This window comes from Streptomyces sp. LS1784 (assembly GCF_020103755.1).
Classification (GTDB): Bacteria; Actinomycetota; Actinomycetes; order Streptomycetales; family Streptomycetaceae; genus Kitasatospora.
This window is the reverse complement of record NZ_JAHSQD010000676.1, coordinates 1-3,968: the sequence shown is the minus strand read 5'-3', so window position 1 is coordinate 3,968 and position 3,968 is coordinate 1. Positions and strand designations below refer to the sequence as shown.

Genomic DNA, 3,968 nt, shown 5'->3' with positions numbered 1-3,968 from the left:
CGCGCCCGGCCGCCCGCTCCAGCGCGGACAGCACCTCCGGCAGGGCGGCGCCCGCCGCCGCGCCGACCGCCGCGTACTGGCGGCGCAGCAGCTCCACCGCCTTCAGCGACCAGGGCATCAGCTCGGCGTCCAGCAGCAGCCAGTCGGTGGCCAGCTCCTCGAACAGCCCGGCGCGCTCGGCCGCCGCCCGGACCCGGTCGAGCACGGCACCGGCCAGCTCCCCGTCGGCGAGGAAGGCGCGGCCGGTCCGGGTCCAGATCGCGCCGGGGCCGGCCACGCCGAAGCGGCGCTCCAGCGCGGACTCGTCCCGGGCGACCAGCACCACCGCGCGCGAGCCCATGTGCTTCTCCTCGCAGACCAGGTGCCGCACACCGTCCGCCCGGTAGCCGAGGAAGGCCTCCTCCGGGTGCTCCAGGTAGCCGTCCCGGCGCGAGGTGGCGCTCGGCGCCATGGTCGGCGGCAGGTAGGCGAGCAGCCGCGGGTCCAGCGCGAAGCGGCTCATCACCTCCAGCGCGGCGGCCGCGTTCTCCTCCCGGACGGCCACCCGCCCGTGCAGCCCGGTCTCGACGATCCGGCGCCCGGCCACGTCGGCGAGGTCCAGCGGACGGCCCTCGCGGGCACCCGGCGCGTCGGTGATCAGCGGACGCACCGGGGCGTACCACTCGCGCTCGGCCCCGACGCTCACCAGCTCGCGCTCCGGGTAGCGCAGCGCGGTCAGGCTGCCGCCGAAGACGCAGCCGGTGTCCAGGCAGACGGTGTTGTTGACGAAGCTCGCGGTCGGCACCGGGGTGTGTCCGTAGACCACCAGCGCCCGGCCCCGGTACTCCTCCGCCCACGGGTAGCGCACCGGCAGACCGTACTCGTCGGTCTCGCCGGTGGTCTCCCCGTACAGCGCGTGCGAGCGGACCCGGCCGGAGTTCCGGCCGTGGTACTTCTCCGGCAGGCCGGCGTGGCAGACCACCAGGGCGCCGCCGTCCAGCAGGTAGTGGCTGACCAGGCCGCGCATGAACGCGCGGGCCTCGGCCCGGAACTCCTCGCTCTCCCCCGCCAGCTGGTCCAGCGACTCCTGCAGGCCGTAGGCGACGGTGACCTTCTTGCCGTCCATCGCCCGGCCGAGCTTGTTCTCGTGGTTGCCCGGCACGCAGAGCGCGTGGCCGGCCGCCACCATGCCCATCACCAGGCGCAGCACGCCCGGGGTGTCGGGGCCGCGGTCGACCAGGTCACCGACGAAGACGGCGGTGCGGCCCGCGGGGTGCGCGGCGTCCACCGGACGGCCCTCGGCGTCCCGGGTCAGGGTGTAGCCGAGCCGGGTCAGCAGGGTCTCCAGTTCGGAGCGGCAGCCGTGGACGTCGCCGACGATGTCGAACGGGCCGGTGAGGTGGCGCAGGTCGTTGTAGCGCTTCTCCAGCTCGATCCCGGCCGCCGCCACCTCGGCCTCGCCGCGCAGGACGTGCACCTTGCGGAAGCCCTCGCGCTCCAGGCCCCGGAGGGAACGGCGCAGCTCCCGGTGCTGGCGGGGGACGACGTGGGCCGGCAGCTGACGGTCCGGGCGGGAACGGTTGCGCTCGGCGCACACCCCCGGCGGAACGTCCAGGACGATCGCGATCGGCAGCACATCGTGCTCGCGGGCGATCGCGACCAGCTGGCGGCGGGCCTCGGGCTGGACGTTGGTGGCGTCCACGACGGTCAGCCGGCCGGCCGCCAGGCGCTTGCCGACGATGTAGTGCAGGACGTCGAAGGCCTCGGCGGAGGCGGACTGGTCGTTCTCGTCGTCGGCGACCAGTCCTCGGCAGAAGTCGGAGGAGACCACCTGGGTGGGCAGGAAGTGGCGGCGGGCGAAGGTGGACTTGCCCGCGCCGCTGGTGCCGATCAGGACGACGAGGGAGACGTCGGTGACGGGGAGGCGGCGGGGGGTGGTGCCGCGCTCGGCCTGCGCCTGGTCCTGGCTCTCGTCGGGTGCGGCGCTCTCGGTCGCGTCGTCGGTCATCGGGGCTCGCCTCCTTCGGGCGTCGTGGTCGTGGTGGTCTCGGTGGGCGTGGTGGGTGTCGCCGTCGTGGTGGGTGCGGTGGCCGTGGTGGGTGCGGTGGCCGTGGTGAACAGGGCCAGCTGCGTCGGGGCGCCGACCTCCTCGTCCTCCGGGCCGACCGGGCGCAGCTCCACGGTGTAGCCGTACGCGGCGGCGACCTTCCCGGCCCAGGCCCGGAACTCCGCCCGGGACCACTCGAAGCGGTGGTCGGCGTGCCGGACGGCGCCCGCCGGCAGGCTCTCCCAGCGGACGTTGTACTCGGCGTTCGGCGTGGTGACCACGACCGTCCTCGGCCGGGCGGCACCGAACACCGCGTACTCCAGCGCGGGCAGCCGAGGCAGGTCCAGGTGCTCGATCACCTCGCACAGCACCGCCGCGTCGAAGCCCTTGAGTCGGGCATCGGTGTAGGTGAGCGCCCCCTGTGTCAGCGTCACCCGGGCGGCCTGACGCTCCGACAGCCGCTCCAGGCGCAGCTTACGGCTCGCCGCCCGCAGCGCCCGGGCGGAGACGTCCACCCCGAGGATTCCGGTGAACCGGGCGTCCTTGAGCAGCTCACCGATCAACTCGCCCTGGCCGCAGCCGAGATCGGCGACGCGGGCGGCGCCGGTCTCGCGCAGCGCATCGAGGATCGCGGTGCGGCGCTGCTCGGCGAGGGAGGGCCCGCGGGGCGGCTCCGGCGCCGGGCCGGCCGCGCTGCCGTCCTCGGGACGCTCCCCACCGTTCGTGTCGGGGCTCGCGCCGGGGTTCACGTCGCCGGGCTCCTCCTCGGGCCGGTCGTCGACCGCGTTGTCGATCTCCTCGACCTCGCGGTCGTCGGCCTCCGCCAGCCGGGCCAGTTCCAGGCGCTCCATCGCGGCCCGGGTCAGCGACCAGCGCCGGGACAGGTAGCGGCGGGTGATCAGGGCGCGCTCCGGGTGGGCCGCCAGCCAGCCCTGACCGGCGGCGAGCAGCTTGTCCACCTCGTCCGGGGCGACCCAGTAGTGCTTGGCGCCGTCCAGGACCGGCAGCAGGACGTACAGGTGCTGGAGCGCGTCGGCGAGCCGTACCGTCCCGGAGGAGAGCGCGATCCGTACGTAGCGGGACTCGCCCCACTCGGGGAACGACTCGTCCAACGGGATCGCCGCCGCCTCGACCTGCCAGCCCAGCGGCTCGAACAGCCGGGCCACCAGGGCCGGGCCACCGCTCTCGCCCGCGCCGTTCGCGGGCACGGCGGGCAGCTCGATCCGCAGCGGGCGGGCCCGCCCGGGCAGTTCGGGGCGAGCCGGGCAGGCGCCCTTCATCGCGGACCGGAACACCGTGCGCAGCGCCACCGCGAGCAGTGAGGACGCGGCGTACGGGCGGTCGTTGACGTACTGGGCGAGCGCGAAGTCGGGCGAGCCGCCGCGCCCCCTGCCGTCGCCCCGACCCTTGCGGACCAGTGCGATCGGGTCGATGTCCAGCAGCAGCGCCGCCGTGCAGACCTCGTCCTCCGCCTCGGGGTAGAAGACGTGGGCCTCGCCGTGCGACGTGGTGAACCGCTGGACCTTGCCGGGGTGCTTGTGCAGCAGGAACCCGAGGTCCGTGGCCGGGTCCTCGGCGCTGCCGGTGGTGGAGATCGACATGAACACCCGCTGAAGTATCGCCCAGTGCCGGGCGCCGGGCACCGGGTTTTCCCGCCCCGCGGGCCGCCGACCAGCACGTCCGGCGGGTGCGTCCGCCCGATGGGCGTGTTCGGCACCGGAGCCCCGCATTGGTTAACGTGCACGGTGTGACTGCTGAATCCACCTCGCTCGAATCCACCTCCTCGGCGAACGGCGCCGTGGCCACCGGTCTGGCCACCATCGCCGCCGACGGCACCGTCCTCGACACCTGGTTCCCCGCCCCCGCGCTGGCCGCCGAGCCCGGCCCGGCCGGCACCGTCCGCCTGACCGCCGAGCAGGCCGAGGCCGAGCTCGGCGCCGGC

At 75.0% G+C, this 3,968-nt stretch carries 2 protein-coding genes and 1 pseudogene; 1 reads left to right on the top strand and 2 read right to left on the bottom strand.

Features of this window, described 5'->3' with window-relative positions; all coding sequences use genetic code 11:
* On the bottom strand, positions 1-1,987 hold a 1,987-nt coding region (locus KS423_RS40310; protein ID WP_224284697.1), incomplete at its 3' end, for a polynucleotide kinase-phosphatase.
* Positions 1,984-3,633: a 3' terminal RNA ribose 2'-O-methyltransferase Hen1 gene (locus KS423_RS40305; protein ID WP_224284696.1), complete on the bottom strand. Its 1,650-nt coding sequence runs from the start codon at positions 3,631-3,633 to the stop codon at positions 1,984-1,986. The genes KS423_RS40305 and KS423_RS40310, both read right to left, overlap by 4 nt.
* 140 nt (positions 3,634-3,773) lie before the next feature.
* On the opposite strand from KS423_RS40305, the pseudogene KS423_RS40300 reads away from it, so the two are divergent.
* Positions 3,774-3,968, top strand: a pseudogene (locus KS423_RS40300) (2,3,4,5-tetrahydropyridine-2,6-dicarboxylate N-succinyltransferase); the annotation flags it as partial.